Raw genomic sequence first — 23,380 nt, 5'->3', positions numbered from 1 at the left:
CAAGACGCAGAATAATCATGAGCATGTCCTGTCTGACCATTTACAGAGCCATGCCATAACGTCGGGCGCACCAGACCACGACAAGATAAAGCAGAACCGTCAATACACAGCCAACCGCCAGACTGCCCCAGAAAGGCCAGCCTCGCCGCAGGAGGGCGGGAATGAGCAGAAACATGGGCAGGGATGGCAGAACGTACCAGAAAGTCGCCTCACTATGAGTGGCCATCAGCTCACGGTCCGGTTTCTCAGCCCAGAGAAAAATCATCCCCAGAACAGACACAAGCGGCAGGGACGCAATGAGCGCACCCAAAGCAGGAAGGCGACGGGCCACCGTGGCAATGGAGGCCACGAGCACGGCGGACAGAGCGGTTTTTAGGAGAAAGGGGATCATCTTCTTTCCAGCAGAAAACGCAGAGCGGGTGTCCTGCCGCTGGCATCCGGAAAGTTTTCGACATCTTTTCAGGGGAACCGGCCGATTGTGGTGGGCACACTAGGGCTCGAACCTAGGACCCGCTGATTAAGAGTCAGCTGCTCTACCAACTGAGCTATGTGCCCACAATCGGTAACCGATGGATGGTTATCTATCAGCCTTCATGAAGGCTGACAAGGGGATTTTAAATATTTTCTCAAAAAAATCAGCTCTGTCCGGTCAGACGGGCCATGAGGGCCTCAAACTGCTCCAGAGAGGAATAGTTGATCTTCAGCGATCCACTTTTCCCATTGAAGCGTATCTGCGTCTTCAGCCCGAAACGGGCTGAGAGGTCTTCCTCCAGCCGGGTGATCTCCGGAGCCGGGGCAGCCGTGGTCTTCTCCTCACTGGCCGCCTTGTTCAGCCGGGCCACAAGGTCTTCCGTCTGGCGAACATTCAGCCCCTTTGCCAGCACCTCAGCCATACCGGCCACCGGGTCGGGATGGCCCAGCAGGGCACGGGCGTGACCGGCACTCAACCCACCATCCCGCAGCTGGACCAGAACAGCCTCCGGCAGGTTCAGCAGGCGCATGGTATTGGTGATGTGAGAGCGGGACTTGCCAATCGCCCCGGCCAGTTCCTCCTGCGTCAGGCTATAATCCTGCAGCAGCCGTTGCAGCCCCATTGCTTCCTCAACAGGGTTGAGATCCGACCGCTGGAGATTCTCGACCATGGCCGCCGCCATGGCATCCGTATCATCAAGCTGACGGATATAGACGGGCACCTCATGCAGGCCCGCCTTCTGCGAAGCCCGCCAGCGGCGTTCACCAGCAATGATCTGATACCGCCCCTTCTGCTCGGGGTCCGGTCTCACAAGAATGGGCTGAATCACCCCGCGGGAGCGGATGGAATCAGCAAGCTCGGCCAGCCGGTCTTCATTCATGTCCCGACGCGGCTGGAACGGACTGGGAGCGAGCAGATCCACCCCCAGACTTCCTGGCTGGGACGGAGCCTGAACCTCACCCTGCGGGGCCCCAACACGGGCCAGATTGGGCGCCTGATCCCCCAGGAGAGCAGCCAGACCCCGGCCAAGTTTGCGGGAGGAGGGGGATGCCTTCTTTGCCATGGTGCTCAGCCTTTCTTCTTCAGCCGTTTCAGCAGCTCGGCCCCCAGAGCCTCATAGGCCAGTGCCCCGGTGGAACTGCGGGCATAATCCATGACAGGCCGCCCATGACTCTGTGCTTCGGAAATACGGATATTACGGGGAATCATCGTTTTGAAGACCTGATCACCAAAGAAGCCACGGGCATCCTCCGCCACCAGAGCAGAGAGATTGTTGCGGGTATCGAACATTGTCAGCACGATCCCTTCCAGATGCAGGTCCGCATTGAAGGCAAGACGCACCCGCTCGATGGAACGGACCAGCTGGCTGATCCCCTCCAGAGCGAAGAACTCGCACTGCAACGGCACCAGAACGCTCTGGGCCACGACAAGCGCATTGAGGGTCAACAGCCCCAGGCTGGGCGGGCAGTCGATCAGAATGATGTCATACCGGTTAAGCAATGGTTCCAGGGCATCCCGCAGCCGGTATTCCCGCCGGTCCTGGTCGATCATCTCCAGCTCGGCTCCGGCCAGGTCGCCATTGGCAGGCATGACATCCAGCTTCGGCACCACGCTGGAACGGAGAAGCGTCTCCGCCGGGGCATCCTCCAGCAAGGCGCCATAGGTGCCACGGCCACGCTCATCATAATCCAGCCCGAGGCCTGTTGACGCATTGCCCTGCGGGTCAAGGTCCACCAGCAGGACACGCTTGCGCTGCGCCAGAGCTGCCGCCAGATTCAGGCTGGTCGTCGTTTTGCCGACACCCCCCTTCTGGTTGGCAATGGCGATGATGTGCGGTGTATGTGAAGCAGCTTTAGACACGTCTGAAATCACTGATCCTGAGAAGGACCCCGTCTGGGTCTGTTCGGCTTGGGAGACTTTCATATCTCATGTGCCAGTCAGAACGGGCACTGGTCAACTCATCTGACGCTTTTCTTCCCTTGAGGAAAAGACAATACCCTTCCTCCTTCAGCAGAGGCCGTGCCCAGTCGAGCAACTGGGGCAAGGGGGCCAGCGCACGGGCTGTCACAATGTCCGCCGGTTCCACCTCTGCCTGCTCGATCCGTTTTGCCAGCACGGTGACACGGGCACCACATTCCCGTGCCGCTTCCCGCAGGAAGGCGCACTTCCGCTGGTCGGACTCAATCAGCGTGACCGGGTTTCCTGTTGCAATCGCCACGATCAGCCCGGGGAAACCACCGCCAGAACCAAGGTCCGTTATCCGCACACCAGCCGCAACATGCGGGACGAGCTGGAGACTGTCCTCAATGTGACGCTGGCGGAGGTGGGCGATATCCTTCGGGCTGACAAGATTGATCTTCTCATTCCAGCGGGTCAGCAGGCTGGCAAAATGGGCGAGCTTCTTTTCTGTTTCATGTGAAACATGCGTCATCATGTACGGCTCCTGACATGGGCAAGCAGGGCAATGAGGGCAGCGGGCGTCACACCCCGGACACGCCCCGCAGCGGCGAAATCGACCGGACGGGCAGCCCCCAGCCGCTCCTGCATTTCCTGGCTCAGCCCCCCGATCGCCCCGTAATCCAGATCATCCGGCAGGCGCAGGGCCGCCTCACTCTTCAGCTGCTGGATTTCCCGCTCCTGCCTGCGCAGATAGCCACCATAGCGGGCCTCTGTCTGTACATGCCGCCCGATACGGACCGGCAGAGCGGCAAACCATGGAGAGAGACTGGCAATCCGTGTCTCATCGGCCTGTGTCGCCAGTACGTCCAGCAGGCTGCGCCGCCGTCCATCCTGCGAGACCTCGATGCCATGCTCCCGCAGGTGCTGGGGCAGGAAGGCCGGTTTCCGGGCTTCCTCCATCGCTTCATCAATCTGGCGCACCGTCTCACGGAAGGCCGCCTCACGTTCTGTGCCAACACATCCGGCCTCGATGGCCTTTGGTGTCAGGCGCAGGTCCGCATTGTCCGCCCGCAGAAGAAGGCGATATTCCGCCCGTGAGGTGAACATGCGATAGGGTTCGCTGATACCATGCAGAGTCAGGTCATCAATCAGCACGCCAAGGTAGGATTCCTCCCGTCCCAGCGTCAGGGGCTCGCTGCCTGCCACGGCCCGGGCAGCGTTCAGACCGGCCAGAAGACCCTGTGCGCCCGCTTCCTCATACCCTGTCGTGCCATTGATCTGCCCGGCGAGATACAGGCCGGGCAAGGCCCGCAGCTCCAGAGACGGACGCAGCTCCCGTGGGTCAACATAATCATACTCAACGGCATAACCGGGGGTGACAATGCGGGCCGTCTCCAGCCCCGGCATGGAAGCGATCATCTGCGCCTGCACCTCGGCAGGCAGGGAGGTGCTGATGCCGTTGGGGTAGACCAGCTCCCCACCCGGATTGCCCGGCAAGGCCTCCGGCTCCAGAAACACCTGATGACTGTCCCGCCCTACGAAACGGACGATCTTGTCCTCGATGGACGGGCAGTAGCGGGGACCCCGCCCGGTGATCTCACCGCCATACATGGCCGAAAGATGCAGGTTGTCCTCAATGATCCTGTGTGTCTGCGGGGTTGTCTGCGTGATGCGGCAGACGATCTGTCTATTGGGCAGGGAGGCTGTCAGCGTACTGAAGGCCTCCGGCTCGGCATCGCCCTCATCGGCAGGCAGGGCCTCCCAGTCGATGCTGTCACGGGCCAGACGGGGCGGGGTGCCTGTTTTCAGGCGGCCCATTTTCAGCCCCAGGGCTTCCAGCCGTTCCCCAAGCTGCGTGGCGGGCGCATCGCCAATGCGTCCGGCTGGCTGGCTGACCCGCCCCGTATGGATCACGCCCCGCAGGAAGGTGCCGCTTGTCAGCACGACCGCCCCGGCGGAAAAACGGCGGCCATCCTCGCAGATCACACCCCGGACATGGCCCTTCTCGACAATCAGGTCGCCCACGGCCCCGGCCAGCATGGTCAGGTTTGGTGTGGCCGCCAGAAGGTCCTGTATGGCGGCCCGGTAAAGCGAGCGGTCCGCCTGCGCCCGTGGCCCATGTACCGCTGGCCCTTTGGAACGGTTCAGCAGCTTGAAATGAATTCCCGCCCGGTCTGCCGCCTTGCCCATGAGACCATCAAAGGCATCAATCTCCCGCACGAGATGGCCCTTGCCGATGCCTCCGATGGCCGGATTGCAGGACATGCTGCCTACGGTGTCCAGCCTGTGCGTCAGCAGCAATGTCCGGGCCCCGAAGCGGGCAGCGGCAGCGGCGGCTTCCGTCCCGGCATGACCGCCCCCCACCACGATGACATCATAGGTTTGCGCAGGTGATGTGCTCATTGAGGTAACGTCACTTTCCTATACAGAACTGGCCAAAAATCGTATCAAGCAGGGCTTCCACATCCACATGGCCCGTCAACCGGCCAAGGGCCTGCATGGCCAGGCGCAGCTCCTCTCCTCGCACCTCCGGCCATGGGGCTTCCAGCGCACGGGTCAGATGTTCCTGTGCCTCCTTCAGCCCTGCCCGATGGCGGGCACGGGTCAGGGGCGGGGTGCCACGCTGAGCCATGAGACGGGCCAGATGGGCTTTCAGCCATGCCTTCAGGGGAGCCAGACCGGCTTCATCCTTCGTATGGATGCCAAGCTCACCCTCCCGTGCCGGGGCGAGGTCCGTCTTCGTCCGCAGCCTTATGGCGTGATCCGCCAGCAGGGGCGTCTCATCCCCCGGCCCGACAAGATGAAAGAGCAGATCGGCCTCTTTCACGTGCCGCATGGTCCGGCGGATGCCTTCCGCCTCGATCTCATCCTCCGTCTCCCGCACGCCTGCCGTATCAATCAGCCGGACACGGATGCCCTCTATCATCCAGTCCACGGCGATGGCATCCCGTGTCGTACCCGCTTTCTGCGTGACAATGGCAGCATCCTGACCACTCAACGCATTCAGCAGGCTGGATTTTCCCACATTCGGTGCCCCCGCCAGAACGATCTTCAGACCATCACGGACGATCTCGCCCCGTTCATCGGCCAGATGGGCCTGCATCTCTTCCGCCAGGGTCCGGCAGTCACCCAGCAGGGCGTCTTCCACCTCCAGGGGGAGTTCCTCATCCGGGAAATCGATCAGGGCTTCCTGCTGGGCTAGAACCTGCCGCAGGCGGGACGCCCATTCTGTGTAAAGCTGGCTCAGGGCACCATCAGCCTGTTTCAGGGCCTGATGCCGCTGGGCCTGCGTATCGGCTTCAATCAGATCGGCTATGGCCTCGGCCTGCAACAGGTCCATCCGTCCTGCCTGCACGGCCCGACGGGTGAACTCTCCCGGTTCGGCAGGGCGGGCACCAAGGGAAACAAGGGCCTGCGCCACTGCCTCCACGATGGCCGGACCGGCATGAAGATGCAGCTCGAAGCTGTCTTCCCCCGTATAGGACCGAGGCCCCGGCAGCCAGAGGACGAGAGCGTGATCCAGCACGTCACCTTCATGCCGCAAGGCCCGCAGGCTGGCATGACGGGGAGCTGGCAGGGCACCACAGAGAGCTGCCAGCAGGGCCGCACTCTCCGGCCCGCTGACCCGCATGACCGCAATCGCCCCCTGCACCGGGCCTGTCGCCAACGCAAAAACCGTCTTGGTGGAAATGCTGGATGATGTCATGCCGCCTTTCATACAGCACTCATGCCCGAAAAGCAGCGGGCCAAAGAAAGAATTGACGCTCTCCCGCAAAAGGGGCAGCCTGACAGCCATGCCACAGCTTTCTTTCCATTCTCCCCTCGGTGCCCTGACCCTCAGCGAAGAAGAGGGGCAGATCGTCTCCCTTGATGAAGGCTGGGGCCGGGACCAGAGTGAGACGCCCCTCCTGCTGAAAGTGCGGGACATGATGCAGGATTATTTTGATGGAGAGCCGGTGGATTTCCAGTCCATTCCACTGATGCTTGATGGCACGGCCTATCAGAAACGTGTCTGGGCGGCCCTGCGTGCCATTCCGCACGGGCAGACCCGGACCTATGGCGACCTGGCCAAAACTGTCGGTGGAAGCCCGCAGTCCATCGGTCAGGCCGTGGCCCGCAACCCGCTACTCATTCTCATCCCCTGCCACCGTGTCCTGCCCTCCCACGGCAGGGGCCATGGTGACTATAGCGGGTTTGAAGGCGCAGAGAGCAAGGCCTTCCTACTGGGGTTGGAACAAGAAGCATCCAGTTCCTGAAACACGGGATCATCCAGCCTTACCTTATTGCCAAAGCTGATCATCACATGATCTTACAAAAATATGATGGCAAATTTTCATCACCTGCCATCGGCCTGACCCCGCAAAAAATGACGGGAATTTTTTATTTAAAAAATATTTATAAGAAGAAAAATAAAATCAATTGTTGAAAACTCGCCAAAATCAATAATGAAAAAATGTCAAATTCCTCCCATTCCAACGAAAAGGAATGATTATATATGGTTAATGACCATGAGTTACCTCTCACAATCGCACGAATACAATTCGCCTTTACCGTTGGCGTACATATAATATTCCCAGCATTTTCGATCGGTCTATCTGTATTCCTCACCTTTCTTGAAGGCATGTGGTTAAAAACGAATGATAACCGTTATTTGAATCTCTTTAAATACTGGTTGAAAATCTTCTCCATCGTCTTCGGCATGGGGGTCGTCTCTGGCATCGTGATGGCCTACGAGTTCGGTACCAACTGGGCAGGCTTCTCTGCCAAGGCAGGGCCCATCACAGGCGTGCTTCTCTCTTACGAAGTCATGACGGCCTTCTTTATGGAGGCTGGTTTCCTTGGTGTCATGCTGTTCGGGCTGAACCGTGTCGGCCGCAGAATGCATTTCTTTGCAACCTGTGCTGTCACTACAGGAACGCTGATCTCCATGACATGGATCCTTGCATCCAACTCATGGATGCAAACCCCACAAGGCTATGTCATTGACCAAAAGACAGGCCATTTCCTGCCCCATGACTGGCTGGCCATCATCTTCAATCCATCCTTTCCCTACCGGATCACCCATATGGGGCTGGCTGCCATGCTTTCAGTGGCCTTCACGGTAGCTGCCGCAGGTGCATGGCATCTGCTCAAGGCCAAAAAGGAAGGTACACAGGCAGACAGTACGATCCGCCTCATGTTCTCCCTGTCCCTCTGGATGATTGTCATCACAGCCCCTCTCCAGATCATAGCGGGCGACATGCATGGGCTGAACACCCTGAAATATCAGCCCGCCAAGATTGCCGCCATGGAAGGCGACTGGACAAGCGAAACACGAGCCCCTGAACTGTTGTTCGGCATCCCGAACATGAAGACAGAACGTACGGATTACGCCATAGGGATTCCGCTACTGGGCTCCTTCATCCTGACCCATGATATCAACGGCAAGGTACCCGGCCTGAAAGATTATCCGGCAGACCAGCGGGCCCCAGCACCAATCGTGTTCTTTTCTTTCCGCATCATGATTGCCCTAGGGGGGCTTATGCTGCTCTGCGGCCTCTGGTCACTCTGGCTGCGGCGCCGACAGCGTTTGTTCGACCATCCTCTTTTCCTGCGGGTGATACTCACCATGGCACCAGCTGGGTTTCTGGCTCTGCTCTGTGGCTGGGTTACGACAGAAGTCGGGCGGCAACCATGGACGGTCTATGGCCTGCTTCGCACGAAAGACAGCGCCTCACCGCTGGCACTCTCCAGCCTGTCTTTCTCCATGCTGTTTTTTGTTGCGGTCTATCTCTTTGTTTTCGGCTCAGGCCTCCTGATGCTCATCCGCCTGCTACGGGCCACCCCAGAAGCTGCTGACAACACCAGCGATGACATCATGATCCTAGGTAGCCATCATCATACGATCTCTCAGAACAAGGATGCGTCATAACATGTCCGGCCTTGCATTCTATCTTCCCTTCATCTGGGCGTTCATCGTCATTCTGGCCATTTCGGTCTACGTCATCCTTGATGGCTTTGACTTGGGAATTGGCATGCTCTTTGCTTTCGAGAAAAAACCGGAGCATCGTGACATCATGATCAACACGATTGCCCCCGTCTGGGATGGTAATGAAACATGGATGGTTCTGGGTGGAGCAACCCTGTTCGGTGTTTTCCCCGGTGCTTACAGCACGCTGCTGCCTGCCTTCTATATCCCCATCATCATCATGCTGGGGGCTTTGATCTTCCGTGGTGTTGCATTCGAGTTCCGCATCATGGCGCACTCACCCAACCATCGGGCCTTCTGGAATACGGGCTTCATGGCAGGGTCCACACTTGCCGCTTTCTGTCAGGGCTGCATTCTTGGCGGGTACGTTCAGGGGGTGCATACAAGCCACGGTGCCTTTGCCGGAGGAGCCATGGACTGGCTGACACCGTTCAGCGTTCTTTGTGGCCTGTCCGTTGTTACAGGTTATGCTCTTCTTGGTACGACCTGGCTCGTTTGGCGCACATCCGATGAACTGGAAGCACGATGCCGCCGCTGGTCCAAGAGATTATCCATTCTGATGATTCTCTGCATCATTGCTGTTAGCTGCTGGACGCCGTTTCTCCATGCGCCCTATCTCCATCACTGGATTGCCTTTCCGAACATTCTGTTCGGCCTGCCTGTTCCTCTACTGGTGGCACTGGCCGGTTTCCTGATGTGGCGGACCCTAGACAAGGAACACGCCATCACGCCTTTCCTGTGCGCCATTGGATGGTTCCTGCTCAGCCTGGTTGGCCTGGCCATTACCATCTGGCCCTACGCTGTACCACCAACCCTGACCCTGTGGGATGTAGCATCTCCAGTTCCCAGCCAGCTTTTCCAGCTCGTCGGGACCGTCATCCTGCTCCCCATCATCACGGGATATTCGATCTATTCCTACTATCTTTTCCGTGGAAAGGTCACAAAAGCCGATGGATATCACTAAGTTCACCACATACGATAAGAAGAAGGTGCCAGCCTCCTTCTCCAAACGTCTAGCGTGGTTCTTGGCCCTCTGGGGAATAGGCACTCTTGCCATCATCTTGATGGCAAGCTTCCTTCACCTTCTGATCCCCCATGGCTGATGGTCTGACATGGACTTCACCTACAGAAAAGGCAGGGCCATATGCATGGCCCCGCCTTTTCTTTCATGGACAACAGACCAGGCTGTTAATCAGTTGTTCATCGCATCGAAGAAGTCCTGATTGGTCTTGCTGTAACGCAGCTTGTCCAGCAGGAAGTCCATGGCATCCATCGTGCCCATCGGAGCAAGGATACGGCGCAGGACCCACATCTTGGAGAGGGAAGCCCGGTCCACCAGCAGCTCTTCCTTGCGGGTGCCGGACTTGGTGATGTCGATGGCCGGGAAGGTGCGCTTGTCTGCCAGCTTGCGGTCCAGCATCAGCTCGGAGTTGCCCGTGCCCTTGAACTCTTCAAAGATGACCTCATCCATGCGGGAACCTGTATCAATCAGGGCCGTGGCAATGATGGTCAGCGAGCCACCTTCCTCGATGTTACGGGCCGCACCGAAGAAACGCTTCGGCCGCTGAAGGGCGTTGGCATCCACACCACCGGTCAGCACCTTGCCGGATGAGGGCACGACCGTGTTATAGGCCCGGGCCAGACGGGTAATGGAATCCAGCAGGATGACCACATCACGCTTGTGCTCGACAAGGCGTTTCGCCTTTTCCAGCACCATTTCCGTCACCTGCACATGGCGGTGGGCCGGTTCATCAAAGGTGGAGGAAACGACCTCACCACGAACAGACCGGGCCATGTCCGTCACTTCCTCAGGCCGTTCATCAATCAGCAGAACGATAAGGAACACATCCGGGTGATTGGCAGAAATGGAAGCAGCAATGCTCTGAAGCATCACCGTCTTACCCGTTCTCGGCGGTGCAACGATCAGGGCACGCTGCCCCATGCCGATGGGAGAGACCAGATCAATCACACGGGAGGTGTAATCCTTCTGGTCCTTGCGATCACGCCCCTTGCCCTTGGCAGGAGCCGGAGCAGCGCAAGCTTCCCCTGTCGGCTCGGTTTCCATGCGGAGACGGCGCTCGGGGAAGAGGGGGGTCAGGTTGTCGAAATTGATACGGGCACGGACCTGCTCCGGTGCCTCAAAATTGATGGTATTGACCTTCTGGAGGGCAAAATAGCGCTCTCCATCCCGGGGCGCCCGGATCTCACCCTCCACCGTATCACCAGGCCGCAGGGCAAAGCGGCGCACCTGGGCCGGAGACACATAGATATCATCCGGGCCGGGCAGATAATTGGCTTCCGGGCTGCGCAGAAAGCCGAAACCATCCGGCAGGATCTCGAGCGTTCCTTCGCCATAAATGGCCTGCTCACGCTCGGCGAGAGTCTTGAGGATGGCAAACATCATGTCCTGCTTGCGCAGGGATGATGCATTTTCGACCTCCAGCTCTTCAGCAAAAGCCAGCAGATCAGCAGGGGATTTCTTCTTCAGTTCGGCGAGATGCATGAAATGATGCGCCTTGATATGCCCCGGTGGGGTAACTAATCGGAATAGACGAAAAACCAGAATACAGGCCGGGTACCCGCACGGCAGGACCATGCGCCACGGGGCATGCCGGACCTCAGGGACAGTCAGGGCTGCCGCCCCACAGGGAACTGGCAAAACTGCCTTCCGGTGCGAAGGAGATGACCCGGAAGGCAAAGCAGGACGCCGCCACCATCAGGTCGGCTTTCTTCCTAGGTGAAAGAGGGCCGCACTGTCAAGCGGGCCCTCCTTGCGGGGCAGGGCCAGCCTTTCAGACCACTTTCAGCATGGCATCCGCCGTACGCAGGGCAAGGGCCATGATTGTCAGGGCCGGATTGGCCGCACCGGAACTCGGGAAGGTGGAGTGGTCGCTGATCCACAGATTGTCGATGTCGAAACTGCGCCCATATGGATTGACCACGGCCGCTCCTGCATCGGTTCCCATCCGGCAGGTGCCGATCATGTGTGCGGCCCGGCTGATGACACGGATGTCCTTCGCCCCGATGGACTCCCACATCTTCACCATCAGGCGGGATGCATGGCGATGCATGGCGTCCTCATTGGGGCCGTATGTATGGTCGATCCGTGGTTTGGGCAGACCGAAAGCGTCTTTTTCATCAGACAGGGTCACACGGTTTTCATCCCGTGGCAGGCTTTCCCCGTGCATCCCGATACCCGCACTGTAATTGTAGGCTGCCAGCGTGCGGCTGAGGGCCTCACCACGGCGCCCATCCGCCCGGACCAGATTGGCAGCCCATGTGAGCGGCATCATGCCCAGGGACTGGAGCAGATACCCTCCCGCAAAGTCGGCATCCTTTGGCCTCAGCATGTCTTCGGAAATGGTCAGGGATGGGTAACCCTTGTTGGGCCGGGTTTCTTCATCAAACACACCCCAGACCTGCGTGGATACATGCGTCATGTAATTGCGTCCCACCTGCCCGGAACTGTTCGCCAGACCGTTGTTCAGCAGCAGGCGGGCCGTTTCCACCGCTCCGGCAGACAGGACAACAGCCCGGCATTTCTGCCGTTCCTCCCGTCCGTCACGGACATAGATGACCGCCGTGATCCGCCCCTGGCTGTCCCGCTCAAATCCCGTCGCCATGCAGCCAGGACGCAGTTCAGCCCCATGGGCACAGGCCAGTGGCAGATAGGTGTTGTCCACGCCCGATTTCGCCCCGTTCCGGCAGCCCTGATGACAGGCACCGCAATTCACGCAGGCTTCCCGTCGGCCAAAATGAGGCTGGTCATGAGCTTTCGTGATGACAGCCAGAGGACCATCTGCATGACGCAGCCCTACATTGTCACAGGCCTGACGCATCTTCAGGGCGGCATTGTTGGGTGCTGCGGGCGGATAGGCATAATGGCGGCTCTCATCCCAGGGATAAGACGCTGGGCCACTCACACCTATGAAGCGTTCCACCTCTTCCACGTAAGGCTGAAGCTCTTCGGCTCCGAAAGGCCAGTCCACCCCTTTCCCGCTCTCACTGTACAGGCGGTAATCCCGGGGATCCATGCGCGGCAGGAAAGCCCCGTAATGAAGCAGGGACCCCCCAATCCCTGTTCCACTGTTATTACCCCCAAAGGCCTGCGGTGTTCCCCCACCAGACAGACGCTCATGCAGCCAGTACAGTTCCTGTGCTGTCGGCTCATCCGGCGTGTGGGACCTGGCCTTGAAAGAAGGGCCGGCTTCCAGCGCCACGACCTTCCGCCCTGCCATGGCAAGCCGCGCAATGAGCGGTGCGCCGCCAGCGCCCGTCCCGATGACGACAACATCGGCAGTTTCCTGTGAAAAATCATTATGCGTTTTCTGCATCATGCAACTGTTTCCATCACTTATGGATCAAAGATGTTCGTACTGGGGTACATGGGGACAGTACGGCCCGAAGCGGGAGAGGTACCGAGTACCGGGGACGGTACTGTACCCCCTTATGAAACGGGGATTGTACACAGCCTCATTGTGGAAAAAGAGGGATAACGTTCTGCACCCCTTGCTCTAACTTGCCTTCAGAGGTTGTACACACTGTGAGTAAGCTGGGGTACATTTTTCGAAAGCCGGGTACCCCGGTTTCCACAAGGTCTTTCAACAACATCTAAATCTAAGATTTGTAAATTCATATGTTGTGTTGTCTGGCTGTCCTTTCTTCCATTCCAGCTCCAGACTGGCTTGCCGCCATGAAGAAAGACCTTGGTTCATGTCCCTACGATCCCTTTTTCCTGTTTCTTCCAGAGGCGGAAAAGCCCTGAAATTCTCCTTCATCCCATTTTTGAAAAACGGCGCTCATTTTCCGGCTCAAAAGCCTCTTTTTTTGTCAGTGATTCAGCCGAAAACCCTTGAATTTCCTTGTCTCCACCAGTCAGGCTGGAGGAAATTCCAAGCCGGTCCTGTGCAATCGGATGCGCCAGAAACGCTGCAACGATCTGGTTGCGGAGATCACCACTCCACAACTTCATCTGTGAGGCTGAAAAAGGCGCCTGAGCATTGACCGGCAGGGAGCCATCAAAAGCCCTGTCCAGCAGCGTACCACGCTGATCCGTGTCAAGAGAGGCATAATCCTGTCCAAAAAGGCCCCGGGCATACAGTTCCAGAGAGGCAAGACCATCTTCCCAGGCGGCCATATCTGTCGGCAGATCGGCAAAACGCCATCCATCTCCAGGCCCGGCGAGAGCCTGATCGATCATGACTGCCAGATTGAGATGCAGCTCACCCAGAAGTGGTGCCTGTGGCAGAATGTCATCACAGACCAGCTCAAGAAGCTGAAAAGCCTCTGGGGAAAGATGTTTCCTCTGGCCCTGTTCCTGTTCCATTCTTTCGAGCAGGGCAGTGCGTGTCCGAGAGGATATGTGGTCTGACTGAAGAAAAGCGGGCAGGGTTCTGGTCATGAAAGGTTTCCTGCTGGAAAAGTGAAAAGACAAAGAGAAGGCTTTACCCTATAGCCTCATAGGGAGATATAAGGCTAATGAGAGGCCGGGTCTCTTCCGGGAGGTGGGAGGCCGGGACCATGTTTCAAGTTCTGGAAGGACAGGAGTCACGATGACGGTTGAGATTAAAGTCCCTGTGCTTGGTGAAAGCCTGAAACAGGCAACCGTGATGCGTTGGCTCAGACAGTCTGGCGATTACGTGAAGGCTGGTGAGATGGTTCTTGAGCTGGAAACGGACAAGGTCACGCTGGATGTGCCGGCTCCGGCAGCCGGGGCACTGAGCCATGATCTGCCGGAAGGAACGGATGTTGAGGTCGGGCAGGTCATTGCATTCGTGGATGATCAGGCAGCAGCCCCTGCGGTTGAGGAAAACAGGCAGCAGGACAGCCAGGACGTGGTGCAGGATGTGACGGACCATGGTCCAGCTGCTTCAGCAGAGGGAGAGCAGCCCGTGGTGACGGGAGGAGCTGTCACTCATCCGGCTCCTGCTGTGGCTGAACCGGTGGCCTCCCTTCCCGAAGACAGGGGAACGGGGGAGCGGCGTGTGCCGATGAGCCGCCTGCGTCAGACCATTGCCCGGAATCTCAAGGCAGCCCAGAACAGTGCCGCCATTCTGACAACGTTCAATGAAATTGACATGAGTGCCGTCAAGGCGCTGCGGAGCCAGTATCGGGAGCTGTTCGAGAAGAAGCATGAGGGGGCCCGTCTGGGGTTCATGTCGTTCTTTGCCCGTGCTGTCGTAGGGGCCCTGAAGGATTTTCCGGTGCTGAATGCCCGGATTGAAGGACATGAGATCGTTTATCAGGATCATGTCAATCTGGGCATTGCCGTGGGGACGGAACGGGGACTGGTCGTGCCCGTGCTGCGGAAGGCCGAGACACTTGGTTTTGCCGAGCTGGAGCGCCGCATTGCCGATTATGGCAAACGGGCTCGTAAGGGTGGCCTTGCCCTGAAAGAACTGGAAGGTGGCAGCTTTACCATCACCAATGGCGGGATTTTCGGGTCCCTGCTGTCCACGCCCATTCTCAATGCACCGCAGTCCGGTGTGCTGGGGATGCACGCCATCCAGGACCGGCCCGTGGCCCGGGATGGGCAGGTTGTCATCCGGCCCATGATGTATGTGGCCCTGTCCTATGATCATCGTCTGGTGGATGGACGGGAAGCGGTCAGTTTTCTTGTGAGGCTCAAGGAGCTGATCGAGGACCCCCGTCGTCTGCTGCTGGATATCTGACAGGTATCAGGTACGAAAAAACCCCTCCGCCCATGATTTGGACGGAGGGGTTTTTCATCTGGTCAGTTACAGGGATACCGACCAGATATGGACTCAGTGGCCCCAGCCAGCAGGGATTTTGCCGCCATTGTTGGCAAGCTCGGTATAGACCTGTTTGATGAGCCAGACATTCATCGTGGCCGTGTCGTTCTTGTCCCCGGTATAGTGCAGATCGTCAGCAAGACTCTGACGGGCCTGCAGGGAGCTGTCGAGGCCCAGGAGCTTGAGCAGATCGACGATGGATTCCTTGTAGTTCAGAGGCTGGCCAGCCTTGGCGGCCAGTTCCTTCAGAACGGCATCCACATCCACCTGTGCGATGGACGGAGCCGCAGCACCGGCAGCTGGCTGTGCCGTATCCGCCGCCTTGGCAGAAGAGCCGAACAGGCTCGTGGCGAAGCTGGAAACCTTGGAAACGATGTCGTTGAAAAGACCCATGATATGTTCCTTCCCTGAAAGCAGGAATGACTGGTCGGTTATGACCCTGCCATCGGAAATGATGGCAGGGAACAGTGACAGAAAGGATCAGTAACGGTACAGGTCGTGCTTGAACGGCCCGTTGGGGGACACCCCGATATAATCCGCCTGAGCCTGTGTCATTCTGGAGAGCGTGGCGCCCACCTTTGCAAGATGGAGAGCGGCAACCTTTTCATCAAGGATTTTTGGCAGAGTATAAACTTTTCCTGCCTCATACTGGCCCGGTTTTGCATTCCAGAGTTCGATCTGTGCCAGCGTCTGGTTGGTGAAGGAGGCGGACATCACGAAGGACGGATGGCCTGTGGCGTTGCCCAGATTGACCAGACGGCCTTCGGAGAGAAGGATGAGGCGGCGGTTCGGGGCCAGCTCGATCTCATCAACCTGCGGCTTGATGTTGGTCCATTTGTGGTTGCGCAGGGCGGAGACCTGAATCTCGCTGTCAAAATGCCCGATATTGCAGACGATGGCCCGGTCCTTCATCTCACGCATATGTTCGATGGTGATGATGTCCTCGTTGCCGGTACAGGTCACGAAGATGTCGCCACGGGGAGCGGCATTTTCCATCGTGACGACCTCATAACCTTCCATGGCAGCCTGAAGGGCGCAGATCGGGTCAACTTCCGTCACCAGCACGCGGCAGCCTGCGCTGCGGAGGGAAGCGGCAGAGCCTTTGCCCACGTCACCATAACCGGCCACAACAGCCACCTTGCCGGCCATCATGACATCGGTGCCACGGCGGATGGCATCCACGAGGCTCTCACGGCAGCCATAGAGGTTGTCGAACTTGGACTTGGTCACGCTGTCATTGACATTGATGGCCGGAACCTTGAGCAGCCCCTTGCGCTCCATGTCCCAGAGGCGATGCACGCCCGTCGTGGTTTCCTCGGAAATGCCACGGACCTCCTTGAGGAGCTCGGGGTATTTCTCATGCATGAGGGTTGTCAGGTCACCACCATCATCAAGGATCATGTTGGGGGTCCAGCCATCCGGCCCCTTGATGGTCTGCTCGATGCACCAGATGAATTCTTCCTCGTTCATGCCCTTCCAGGCGAAAACGGGAATGTTGGCGGCGGCAATGGCGGCAGCTGCCTGGTCCTGGGTGGAGAATACGTTGCAGGAGGACCAGCGGACTGTGGCACCGAGGGCGATCAGCGTCTCGATCAGCACGGCGGTCTGGATGGTCATGTGCAGGCAGCCGGCAATCCGGGCGCCCTTCAGCGGCTGGCTGGCGCCATATTCCTCGCGGAGGGCCATCAGGCCCGGCATTTCGCCCTCGGCAATGGAGATTTCCTTGCGGCCCCAGTCGGCCAGGGACATGTCACGAACCTTGTAGTCCTGCGTAGCCATATGTGTTTCCTTGGTTTTTGGCAGTTGATGATCATGGATGGAACAGCAGGCAGGCGAGGCCTCCATGCGGTTCCTGCACCGGGAAACTATAGAGCCTTGCCGTAAGGCTGGAAAGAAGAACGGACCAACAGTTTTCCGTTACAAAATGGTGTCATCCATATTGCGTCCCATCGGGCAACGTGTCAGAGAACGGGCGGTATTCATGTGTCTGGAGCCTTGGCTCTTCCCGGTGCAAAGGGATGTCCTGCCGCCTTCAGTCCGGGCAGGAAAACTGTAATGGGGGGTGGCTGTGCCCGACAATACTGTTCCGAATTTTCCTTTTACAGTGCTTGACCCGTCCCTGAAGGAGGCCCACCCCATGGCCCGGATCAAGGGCCTTGTCTGGGCTGTCCGTGCCGTGCCGGGGCAGGGGATCATGCCGCTGGATGCCGAGGACGTGCAGCGTATCCTCCAGTCTCCCGGGGAAGAAGGCTATGAGGCGGCGTCCGGAGAGAATGGCTGGTGCTGGCTGCATTTCGATACGGTTCACAGTTCTGCCCGTACCCATGTGGGGCGGCTGCCGGGGATGCCGGAAGATGTGGGGACCATGCTGGCGGAAACGGATTACGGCATTGCCCTTGAAGCTGCCGATGATACGGTCTGGGGGGCCCTGCCCGCCTTTGACGATGCCCTGGCGGAGGAAGACCGGGAGATTTGTGCCTGGCGCTTTGCCATGCGGCAGAATATCCTGATCACGACACGGCGCACGCCCATTCCCGTACTGGGGTCGGCCTACCGGTCTCTCCAGACACAGGGGGTACCCCGCAATCCGGCTGGGGTGATAGACCGTGTCCTGCGGGATTTTACCGGGACGGTCCGCCGCCAGCTGGCCCAGCTTGATGACGAGCTGGACAGGGCGGAAGATGTTCTGCTGGCCATTGTCCACGGGTCCGATCTTGGGCATCTTGGTGGTATCGTGGGTAAGGTGAGGCGCCGCTCGACAGAGCTGCGGCGTGTTGTCATGCCGATCGACCGTGTCCTGCGGGATGAAGACCTCGAGCTGCCGGAATGGGCCGAGGATGATCTGCGGGACCGGGCTGAACGGCAGATTCACGCAGCCCTTGATGATCTCATTGCCTTGCAGGATCGGGCCCGTTCCCTACAGGATGAGCTGGCTTCCAGCCAGGCGGAAGAAACAAACCGCCGTCTGTGCATCGTGTCCATCGTGACGACCCTCATGCTGCCGGCCACGCTGGTCACGGGGTTCTTCGGCATGAATACGGGGGGCATGTTTCTGGCCTCTGGTGGGTTGGGGACCATTTTTGCTGGTGGGCTGTGTGTGGTTGCCATGGCCGTGACCTTCATTTTCATGAAAATGGCCCGACTGTTCTGAGGAAGCTGACTGGTCCTGCTGATGACTGAAATAAACAGGAATACGTTATTGCATATCATTCTCATAAACTGAGGTGATGTCTCTGTTCAATGACATTGATCAAATAGAACTTCACATTATTTTTGAAGAAAGAGGGGATGGACACTGTTCGAAAACCTGCCTACTTTCCCTAATCGAGGGTTGATATCGGACTGGATCAGGACTGTTTATTAGTGAAACAGGATCAATCATTTTCCTTTTCCTCCGGATGTTACCTATTTTCCATGGTCAGATAAAAGGTAGGAGTCCTTGAATGTCTGATAAGAATATCATTCGCACGACCGCTGGTGCCCCTTGGGTCAGCAACCAGGACAGCAAGTCTGCCGGTCCTCGCGGACCGCTTCTGCTGGAAAACTATCAGCTGATCGAGAAGCTCGCTCATCAGAACCGTGAGCGCATCCCGGAGCGTACCGTGCACGCCAAGGGCGTTGGTGCTCATGGAACGCTGACCATCACCAAGGACATCACGAAGTACAGCTGCGCATCCATCTTCTCCGAGGTCGGCAAGAAGACGGACATGTTCCTGCGTGCATCCACCGTGGCCGGTGAGCGTGGTGCTGCCGATGCCGAGCGTGACGTGCGTGGCTGGGCCCTGAAATTCTACACGGATGACGGCAACTGGGACCTGGTGGGCAACAACACCCCGGTCTTCTTCATCCGTGATCCCATCAAGTTCCCGGACTTCATCCATACGCAGAAGCGTCATCCCCGCACAAACCTGCGTTCCGCCACGGCAGCCTGGGACTTCTGGTCCCTCAGCCCGGAGAGCCTGCATCAGGTGACGATCCTGATGTCCGATCGTGGCATCCCCAAGGGCATCCGCAACATGAACGGGTATGGCAGCCACACCTATTCACTGTGGAATGCCAAGGGTGAGCGCTTCTGGGTGAAGTTCCACTTCAAGACCCAGCAGGGCCATGAGTTCTATACGACCGAGGAAGCTGCTGAGGTCGTGGCCAAAACCCGTGAGTCCACCCAGGAAGACCTGTACGAGAACATCGAGAAGGGGAACTTCCCCAAATGGACGTTCTACATCCAGGTGATGGAAGAGGAAGAGGCCGAGCGCGTCAACTTCAACCCGTTTGACGTGACCAAGGTCTGGTCCCACAAGGACTATCCGCTGATCGAAGTCGGTGAGCTGGAACTGAACCGCAACCCGGATGATTATTTCTCCGAGGTTGAGCAGGCTTCCTTCTCCCCGTCCAACATCGTGCCGGGCATCGGTTTCTCTCCGGACAAGATGCTTCAGGGCCGTATCTTCGCCTATGCGGATGCTCACCGCTACCGTGTCGGCACACATTACGAGTCCCTGCCGATCAACCGTCCGAAGTTCAAGGTGAAGAACTATCATCTTGATGGTGCCATGCGCTTTGATGAGCCGAAGCGTGGCGATGGCGACTTCTACGAGCCGAACTCCTTCGGTGGTCCGGTTGAAGACAAGGCTGCGATGGAGCCGCCGCTGCGCGTGAGCGGGGACGCCACCTACTACGATCACCGTAGCGATGGTGATGACTTTGCACAGCCGCGTGCTCTGTATCATCTCTTCGATGATGCCCAGAAACAGCGCCTGTACAACAACATTGCCGGTGCCATGGCTGGCGTGCCGCAGAACATCGTCGAGCGTCAGCTGGGTCTCTTCGAAAAGGTTGACCCGGCCTATGCTGAAGGTGTCCGCAAGGCACTGAAGGGCTGAAACCGCTTTTCGCTTCCTCTTCCGGTATGACCGGAAGGGGAACAGTTAAAAGGCTCTCCGGATATCATGCCGGAGAGCCTTTTTTCATGTCGGATCAGTCTGCCCGGCGGAAGGTGAGATGGTCCTGCCCGAAGGAATGGGAGAGTTCCTGCCCCGGCGGAAGCCTGCCAAGCTGGATGAGCGTCTCCAGATGGTCAGCCAGACATGTCGTGATGGGGCCGAGTGCCAGCCCGTGAGGTTTTTCCGAAAGGAAGGAGGCCGGGCCGATCATCGTGCCATCAGCTGTCCGGACGCTGGCCAGGCCCCGGTCAAAGAGCATGGCAAGTCCGAGCAGGGCCTCACCTGTCAGAGGCAGGAAATACCCCAGTGGGGTCATCTTCGGTGCATCGAAATGAATCTCATGGAGATCGGTGCCAATGCTGATCCAACCCTGGTTGCCGTCTACGCAACGCAGGGCGATGCTGTCCTGCAATGTGGAGAAAACGTCAATTTCCGGCAGGGGAAAGGGCAGGGATGCCTGTTTCCTGAAACGGGCCCGGATGGGGGAGGAAGCATAATTGCGCCGTGTCAGGGGGGACTGTAGATGGAGGCTCAATCCTGGCACGGCCCGGGTATCAAAAAGCTGCCGGATGATCCTGTCATTGAGGGTATCATGGCCCAGCATCTGCCCTGTTGCATCCAGCAGCCACAGGGGCGGAGAGGTGGTCTGGTCCGTGTGATCAGTGTTCATGCAATGTGGCTCCCTGCCCGGATTCCCTACAGGCTTATATGTTTCACGGGAAACATGCCAGATGGAACATCCTTCTTTCCGGGCAGGGAGCTGTCAGATCATGATGTCGTATCTACCAGAATTATTTCCGAATCTTCCAGTGCTTCAAGCGTGATGGTGTCTTCCCCTGCAATGGCCGCCCCACTGCGTGCCGTGATGGTCTGCCCATTCAGCAGCAGGGTGCCTTTTGCAGGAACAAGATAACCCAGTCGGCCAGGTATGAAGGCGTAACTGGCCTGCTGTCCTTTCTGGAGGGAAAGCCCCAGAACACGGGCATCAGTATGGATGGGCAGGGCATCTTTGTCATCGGCATGACCAGACGCCAGAACGGTGAACTGGCCTGTCTGCTCTCCTTTGGGGAAACGCCGTGTCGCCCAGGATGGTCCGTGCCCTTTGTCTGTCGGGATGATCCATATCTGGAATATCTGTGTGGGGATGGGTTCATTGTTGTATTCGCTGTGGAAAATGCCCGTTCCAGCGGACATGACCTGCACATCTCCAGCCTCGGTCCGCCCCGTGTTGCCGAGACTGTCCCGGTGCGTGATGGCGCCCTGGCGGACATAGGTGATGATCTCCATGTCCCGGTGGGGATGGGTGTCAAACCCGGTGCCGGGGGCGATGGTATCATCATTCCAGACACGCAGGCGCCCCCAGCCCATGCGGTCATGATCCAGATAATGGGCGAAAGAGAAATGGTGCCGGGCATCCAGCCACCCATGTGAGGCATGGCCGAGCTGGTCAAAGGGGCGAATATCAATCATGGTGTCATTCCTTGCTGGTTCAGCTCACCCACCATGTAAGGCGTGAAGAGAGCGGATCACACAGGCATGAAAGAAAGACATTCTTTCCATATTTTGCATCATGACCTGTCAGCAGCCAGAGGCTGGCAGGAGGGGACGGAATTATGAAATTGCCGGATTTCGAGGCGTGGGCCATTTTTGCCAGGGTGGCCGAGCATGGGTCTTTCTCGCAGGCTGCCAGGGAACTTCATCTTTCACCCCCCACTGTCTCAAAAGCGATCAGTCGGTTGGAGCAGTCTCTTGGTGTCGCCCTGTTCAGCCGCAATTCCCGGCATATGTCCCTTACACAGACAGGGCAGCTTGCGCTGGAGCGGGCCAATCGCATGTTCATGGAGGCGGAAGCGGCAGAGAATGAGGTGCGGGGTGGCCGTATCCGTCCTTCCGGTCTGATCCGGATGACGGCTCCAACTACCTTCGGGCTTCGGTATGTTTCCGCAGCTCTGCCATCTTTCCTGAGGGCCTACCCGGAGATTGATATTGCCATCACGTTTACGGACAGTTTCGTGGATCTCGTTTCAGAAGGTTATGATGTGGCGATCCGCATTGCGGCTCTGGAGGATTCGGCGCTCAGGGCCCGCAGGGTATGTACGGTACGACGCCTGCTTGTGGCCTCCCCGGACTATCTGGCCCAGCAGGGTGAGCCTGCCCATCCGCGGGAACTGGAGGGGAGGAAGAGCTTTGTCTATGTCAACGGGGCATCATGCGGGGCCATCCGGCTGATGGAAAAAGCGACAGGGGCAGTCCATACATTGTCCCAGACGGCACGACTCCAGTCCGACAATGCGGAAGGATTCCTGCCAGCGCTGGAGGCCGGGCTTGGCTTCGGACTGATGCCGGATTTCATGGTGAGTGAAGCCATGCAGGAGGGGCGGTTGCAGGAAATGATGCCGGGCTGGAAGGCGGACGACATTGCCCTTTATCTCGTCACATCCGCCACAAAGCTGCGGCCTCAGAGGGTGAGCCTGCTCATGGAGCATCTCATCCGCCAGTTCAGCACACCGCCATGGCGGCTGTCCGACTGAAAGCGGACTGATGAAATCCGAAAAGCATCCTTTCCCGATTTTCTATATCCAGTCTGGAAAGGTGGCGTTACCTCTTGTGAAGGTTTCAGTGTTCCCGGTAGCGGGAAAGACCGACAGATCAAGGATGTATCGTCATGTCAAAAGTGCTCGTGCTTTATTATTCATCTTACGGTCACGTGGAGACCATGGCCCACAGCATTGCCGAAGGTGTACGTGCAACGGGCGTAGAGGCCGTTGTGAAGCGTGTGCCAGAGCTGGTGCCGGAGGAGGCTGCCAGAGCGCATCACTTCAAGCTGGAACAGGACGCACCTGTTGCAACGCCGGCTGAGCTGGTCGAGTATGATGGTATCATCATCGGGGCTCCGACCCGTTTCGGGCGTCTGCCGGCACAGATGGCCAATTTCTGGGATCAGACCGGTGGTCTCTGGGCCAAAGGGGAGCTGATCGGCAAGGTGGGGGCTGTCTTCACCTCCACGGCAACCCAGCATGGTGGGCAGGAAACGACACTCTATTCCCTGATGTCCAACCTGCTGCATCATGGCATGGTCATCAGCGGTCTGCCCTACAGTTTCCAGGGGCAGATGCGTAATGACGAGATCGTAGGTGGCGCTCCTTATGGGGCCACAACCATTGCCAATGGTGACGGCTCCCGCCAGCCGAGCGAGACAGACCTAGAGGGGGCCCGTTTCCTTGGCAGGCATGTGGCCGGACTGGTCAGGAAGCTGGCCTGAGTTTTTCCGAAAGCCTTTATTCACGCACAGAAGAGACGGACATGGGGGCCGGGTTGCGGCCCCCATGTCTGTTTTCAGTGTTTC

General features: G+C 58.2%; 21 protein-coding genes and 1 tRNA gene. 8 read left to right on the top strand and 14 right to left on the bottom strand.

Translation table 11 applies throughout. From position 1 onward, the window contains the following. Positions 1–40 precede the first annotated feature (40 nt). The 7 genes from CO583_RS07890 to mnmE form a co-directional block, all read right to left on the bottom strand. Positions 41–391: a DUF3147 family protein gene (locus tag CO583_RS07890; protein ID WP_283163488.1), complete on the bottom strand. Its 351-nt coding sequence runs from the start codon at positions 389–391 to the stop codon at positions 41–43. Between the two features lie 88 nt (positions 392–479). After that, positions 480–555 (bottom strand) — tRNA-Lys (locus CO583_RS07885). A gap of 80 nt (positions 556–635) precedes the next feature. Continuing rightward, entirely contained in the window at positions 636–1,535 is a 900-nt protein-coding gene (locus tag CO583_RS07880) for a ParB/RepB/Spo0J family partition protein (protein WP_103765673.1), read from the bottom strand. A gap of 5 nt (positions 1,536–1,540) precedes the next feature. Next, positions 1,541–2,341 (bottom strand): ParA family protein, encoded by an 801-nt coding sequence (locus CO583_RS07875; protein WP_408887850.1) that lies wholly within the window; start codon positions 2,339–2,341, stop codon positions 1,541–1,543. Next, on the bottom strand, positions 2,325–2,903 hold the full coding sequence (gene rsmG, locus CO583_RS07870; RefSeq protein WP_043559506.1) for a 16S rRNA (guanine(527)-N(7))-methyltransferase RsmG: 579 nt from the start codon (positions 2,901–2,903) through the stop codon (positions 2,325–2,327). The genes CO583_RS07875 and rsmG overlap by 17 nt, the downstream gene beginning before the upstream one ends. Next, a complete protein-coding gene (gene mnmG, locus CO583_RS07865; protein ID WP_248630724.1) occupies positions 2,903–4,774 on the bottom strand; it encodes a tRNA uridine-5-carboxymethylaminomethyl(34) synthesis enzyme MnmG in 1,872 nt (623 codons plus the stop codon). The genes rsmG and mnmG overlap by 1 nt, the downstream gene beginning before the upstream one ends. Before the next feature lie 10 nt (positions 4,775–4,784). Next, the gene (gene mnmE / locus CO583_RS07860; RefSeq protein ID WP_248630777.1) at positions 4,785–6,077 is read right to left on the bottom strand and encodes a tRNA uridine-5-carboxymethylaminomethyl(34) synthesis GTPase MnmE; all 1,293 of its coding nucleotides are present in this window, start codon (positions 6,075–6,077) and stop codon (positions 4,785–4,787) included. Positions 6,078–6,165: 88 nt separating this feature from the next. Between mnmE and CO583_RS07855 the strand changes: the two genes are divergently transcribed. The 3 genes from CO583_RS07855 to cydB all read left to right on the top strand — a co-directional run bounded on the left by CO583_RS07855 (position 6,166) and on the right by cydB (position 9,303). Continuing rightward, entirely contained in the window at positions 6,166–6,627 is a 462-nt protein-coding gene (locus tag CO583_RS07855; protein WP_081562444.1) for a methylated-DNA--[protein]-cysteine S-methyltransferase, read from the top strand. 239 nt (positions 6,628–6,866) lie between these two features. Further along, positions 6,867–8,282 (top strand): cytochrome ubiquinol oxidase subunit I, encoded by a 1,416-nt coding sequence (locus CO583_RS07850; RefSeq protein ID WP_248630723.1) that lies wholly within the window; start codon positions 6,867–6,869, stop codon positions 8,280–8,282. A 1-nt stretch (position 8,283) separates the two neighbouring features. Next, positions 8,284–9,303: a cytochrome d ubiquinol oxidase subunit II gene (cydB, locus tag CO583_RS07845; protein ID WP_043559149.1), complete on the top strand. Its 1,020-nt coding sequence runs from the start codon at positions 8,284–8,286 to the stop codon at positions 9,301–9,303. A 228-nt stretch (positions 9,304–9,531) separates the two neighbouring features. Here cydB and rho read toward each other — a convergent pair whose 3' ends face one another. The 3 genes from rho to CO583_RS07830 form a co-directional block, all read right to left on the bottom strand. Beyond that, on the bottom strand, positions 9,532–10,842 hold the full coding sequence (rho, locus tag CO583_RS07840) for a transcription termination factor Rho (RefSeq protein WP_043559152.1): 1,311 nt from the start codon (positions 10,840–10,842) through the stop codon (positions 9,532–9,534). A gap of 289 nt (positions 10,843–11,131) precedes the next feature. Continuing rightward, positions 11,132–12,676, bottom strand: a complete 1,545-nt coding sequence (locus CO583_RS07835) for a GMC family oxidoreductase (RefSeq protein WP_227431473.1) — start codon at positions 12,674–12,676, stop codon at positions 11,132–11,134. Between the two features lie 437 nt (positions 12,677–13,113). Further along, a complete protein-coding gene (locus CO583_RS07830; protein ID WP_248630722.1) occupies positions 13,114–13,740 on the bottom strand; it encodes a gluconate 2-dehydrogenase subunit 3 family protein in 627 nt (208 codons plus the stop codon). A gap of 151 nt (positions 13,741–13,891) precedes the next feature. On the opposite strand from CO583_RS07830, the gene sucB reads away from it, so the two are divergent. Then, positions 13,892–15,010 carry a dihydrolipoyllysine-residue succinyltransferase gene (gene sucB, locus CO583_RS07825; RefSeq protein WP_248630721.1) on the top strand — a complete coding sequence of 373 codons (1,119 nt, stop codon included), beginning with the start codon at positions 13,892–13,894 and terminating at the stop codon, positions 15,008–15,010. A gap of 93 nt (positions 15,011–15,103) precedes the next feature. On the opposite strand, the gene CO583_RS07820 is transcribed toward sucB, so the two are convergent. Beyond that, positions 15,104–15,484, bottom strand: coding sequence for a DUF3597 domain-containing protein (locus CO583_RS07820; protein ID WP_086431613.1), 381 nt, complete (start codon positions 15,482–15,484; stop codon positions 15,104–15,106). Between the two features lie 87 nt (positions 15,485–15,571). After that, complete coding sequence (gene ahcY / locus CO583_RS07815) at positions 15,572–16,870, bottom strand: adenosylhomocysteinase (RefSeq protein ID WP_043559515.1); 1,299 nt, start codon at positions 16,868–16,870, stop codon at positions 15,572–15,574. A gap of 358 nt (positions 16,871–17,228) precedes the next feature. Between ahcY and CO583_RS07810 the strand changes: the two genes are divergently transcribed. Both CO583_RS07810 and CO583_RS07805 read left to right on the top strand, forming a co-directional pair. Beyond that, entirely contained in the window at positions 17,229–18,242 is a 1,014-nt protein-coding gene (locus CO583_RS07810; protein WP_154981076.1) for a CorA family divalent cation transporter, read from the top strand. A 292-nt stretch (positions 18,243–18,534) separates the two neighbouring features. Further along, positions 18,535–19,974 (top strand): catalase, encoded by a 1,440-nt coding sequence (locus CO583_RS07805; protein WP_043559164.1) that lies wholly within the window; start codon positions 18,535–18,537, stop codon positions 19,972–19,974. Between the two features lie 94 nt (positions 19,975–20,068). Here CO583_RS07805 and CO583_RS07800 read toward each other — a convergent pair whose 3' ends face one another. Beyond that, complete coding sequence (locus CO583_RS07800; RefSeq protein ID WP_043559167.1) at positions 20,069–20,704, bottom strand: hypothetical protein; 636 nt, start codon at positions 20,702–20,704, stop codon at positions 20,069–20,071. A 98-nt stretch (positions 20,705–20,802) separates the two neighbouring features. Continuing rightward, complete coding sequence (locus tag CO583_RS07795) at positions 20,803–21,504, bottom strand: pirin family protein (protein ID WP_192848669.1); 702 nt, start codon at positions 21,502–21,504, stop codon at positions 20,803–20,805. Between the two features lie 143 nt (positions 21,505–21,647). On the opposite strand from CO583_RS07795, the gene CO583_RS07790 reads away from it, so the two are divergent. Then, positions 21,648–22,565: a LysR family transcriptional regulator gene (locus CO583_RS07790; RefSeq protein ID WP_248630719.1), complete on the top strand. Its 918-nt coding sequence runs from the start codon at positions 21,648–21,650 to the stop codon at positions 22,563–22,565. A 134-nt stretch (positions 22,566–22,699) separates the two neighbouring features. Then, on the top strand, positions 22,700–23,296 hold the full coding sequence (wrbA, locus tag CO583_RS07785; protein WP_154981079.1) for an NAD(P)H:quinone oxidoreductase: 597 nt from the start codon (positions 22,700–22,702) through the stop codon (positions 23,294–23,296). The last annotated feature ends 84 nt before the right edge of the window (positions 23,297–23,380 follow it).

Origin of the sequence: Parasaccharibacter sp. TMW2.1882, from assembly GCF_023337635.1 — a bacterium.
In the GTDB taxonomy this organism is placed as follows: domain Bacteria; phylum Pseudomonadota; class Alphaproteobacteria; order Acetobacterales; family Acetobacteraceae; genus Bombella; species Bombella apis.
The sequence above is the reverse complement of the archived record's forward strand: the minus strand, read 5'-3'. Positions and strand labels throughout refer to the sequence as shown.

Excerpts from the sequence above, each read along its gene's own strand:
- CO583_RS07890 (WP_283163488.1), bottom strand. The coding sequence starts at position 391 with ATGATCCCCTTTCTCCTAAAAACCGCTCTGTCCGCCGTGCTCGTGGCC.
- CO583_RS07855 (WP_081562444.1), top strand. The coding sequence starts at position 6,166 with ATGCCACAGCTTTCTTTCCATTCTCCCCTCGGTGCCCTGACCCTCAGC.
- rho (WP_043559152.1), bottom strand. The coding sequence starts at position 10,842 with ATGCATCTCGCCGAACTGAAGAAGAAATCCCCTGCTGATCTGCTGGCT.
- cydB (WP_043559149.1), top strand. The coding sequence starts at position 8,284 with ATGTCCGGCCTTGCATTCTATCTTCCCTTCATCTGGGCGTTCATCGTC.
- CO583_RS07790 (WP_248630719.1), top strand. The coding sequence starts at position 21,648 with ATGAAATTGCCGGATTTCGAGGCGTGGGCCATTTTTGCCAGGGTGGCC.
- CO583_RS07835 (WP_227431473.1), bottom strand. The coding sequence starts at position 12,676 with ATGATGCAGAAAACGCATAATGATTTTTCACAGGAAACTGCCGATGTT.
- CO583_RS07795 (WP_192848669.1), bottom strand. The coding sequence starts at position 21,504 with ATGATTGATATTCGCCCCTTTGACCAGCTCGGCCATGCCTCACATGGG.
- CO583_RS07800 (WP_043559167.1), bottom strand. The coding sequence starts at position 20,704 with ATGAACACTGATCACACGGACCAGACCACCTCTCCGCCCCTGTGGCTG.
- sucB (WP_248630721.1), top strand. The coding sequence starts at position 13,892 with ATGACGGTTGAGATTAAAGTCCCTGTGCTTGGTGAAAGCCTGAAACAG.
- wrbA (WP_154981079.1), top strand. The coding sequence starts at position 22,700 with ATGTCAAAAGTGCTCGTGCTTTATTATTCATCTTACGGTCACGTGGAG.
- CO583_RS07805 (WP_043559164.1), top strand. The coding sequence starts at position 18,535 with ATGTCTGATAAGAATATCATTCGCACGACCGCTGGTGCCCCTTGGGTC.
- mnmG (WP_248630724.1), bottom strand. The coding sequence starts at position 4,774 with ATGAGCACATCACCTGCGCAAACCTATGATGTCATCGTGGTGGGGGGC.
- ahcY (WP_043559515.1), bottom strand. The coding sequence starts at position 16,870 with ATGGCTACGCAGGACTACAAGGTTCGTGACATGTCCCTGGCCGACTGG.
- CO583_RS07810 (WP_154981076.1), top strand. The coding sequence starts at position 17,229 with ATGGCCCGGATCAAGGGCCTTGTCTGGGCTGTCCGTGCCGTGCCGGGG.
- mnmE (WP_248630777.1), bottom strand. The coding sequence starts at position 6,077 with ATGACATCATCCAGCATTTCCACCAAGACGGTTTTTGCGTTGGCGACA.
- rsmG (WP_043559506.1), bottom strand. The coding sequence starts at position 2,903 with ATGACGCATGTTTCACATGAAACAGAAAAGAAGCTCGCCCATTTTGCC.
- CO583_RS07820 (WP_086431613.1), bottom strand. The coding sequence starts at position 15,484 with ATGGGTCTTTTCAACGACATCGTTTCCAAGGTTTCCAGCTTCGCCACG.
- CO583_RS07880 (WP_103765673.1), bottom strand. The coding sequence starts at position 1,535 with ATGGCAAAGAAGGCATCCCCCTCCTCCCGCAAACTTGGCCGGGGTCTG.
- CO583_RS07850 (WP_248630723.1), top strand. The coding sequence starts at position 6,867 with ATGGTTAATGACCATGAGTTACCTCTCACAATCGCACGAATACAATTC.
- CO583_RS07830 (WP_248630722.1), bottom strand. The coding sequence starts at position 13,740 with ATGACCAGAACCCTGCCCGCTTTTCTTCAGTCAGACCACATATCCTCT.